The sequence below is a fragment of the Microvirga tunisiensis genome, from assembly GCF_009296175.1.
Taxonomy (GTDB): Bacteria; Pseudomonadota; Alphaproteobacteria; order Rhizobiales; family Beijerinckiaceae; genus Microvirga; species Microvirga tunisiensis.
Window position 1 is genome coordinate 1 of record NZ_VOSK01001011.1, and the last position, 522, is coordinate 522.

The following is a 522-nucleotide window of genomic DNA, read 5'->3' on the forward strand; positions in this document are numbered from 1 at the left end:
GGAAGCTTGCCAGCGCCTTCGTCAGCTCGGTCTTGCCGACGCCCGTGGGGCCGAGGAACATGAACGACCCGATGGGCCGGTTCGGGTCCTGCAGGCCGGCGCGGGCGCGGCGCACGGCGGTCGAGACGGCCGAGACCGCCTCGGCCTGGCCGACGACGCGCTTGGCCAGATCCTGCTCCATGTGCAAGAGCTTCTCGCGCTCGCCTTCGAGCATCTTGTCGACGGGCACGCCAGTCCAGCGCGAGACGACGCCCGCCACGTGATCGGGCGTCACAGCCTCTTCCATCAGGCCGCCGCCATCGGCTTTCGCCTCGACGTCGGAGAGCTGCTTCTCGAGTCCCGGGATGACCCCGTAGGAGAGTTCGCCCGCCTTCGCCCAATCGCCGTTGCGCTGAGCCTGGCTGAGCTGGTTGCGCATCTCCTCGAGCTTCTTCTTGAGATCGGCCGCGGTGCCGAGCTTGTCCTTCTCGGCCTTCCAGCGCGCCGTGATGGAAGCCGACTGCTCCTCCAGGTCCGCGAGCT

Annotated in this window: 1 pseudogene; it reads right to left on the minus strand. The window is 68.6% G+C overall.

From position 1 onward, the window contains the following. Positions 1-522: pseudogene (locus FS320_RS51530) on the minus strand (ATP-dependent chaperone ClpB); the annotation flags it as partial.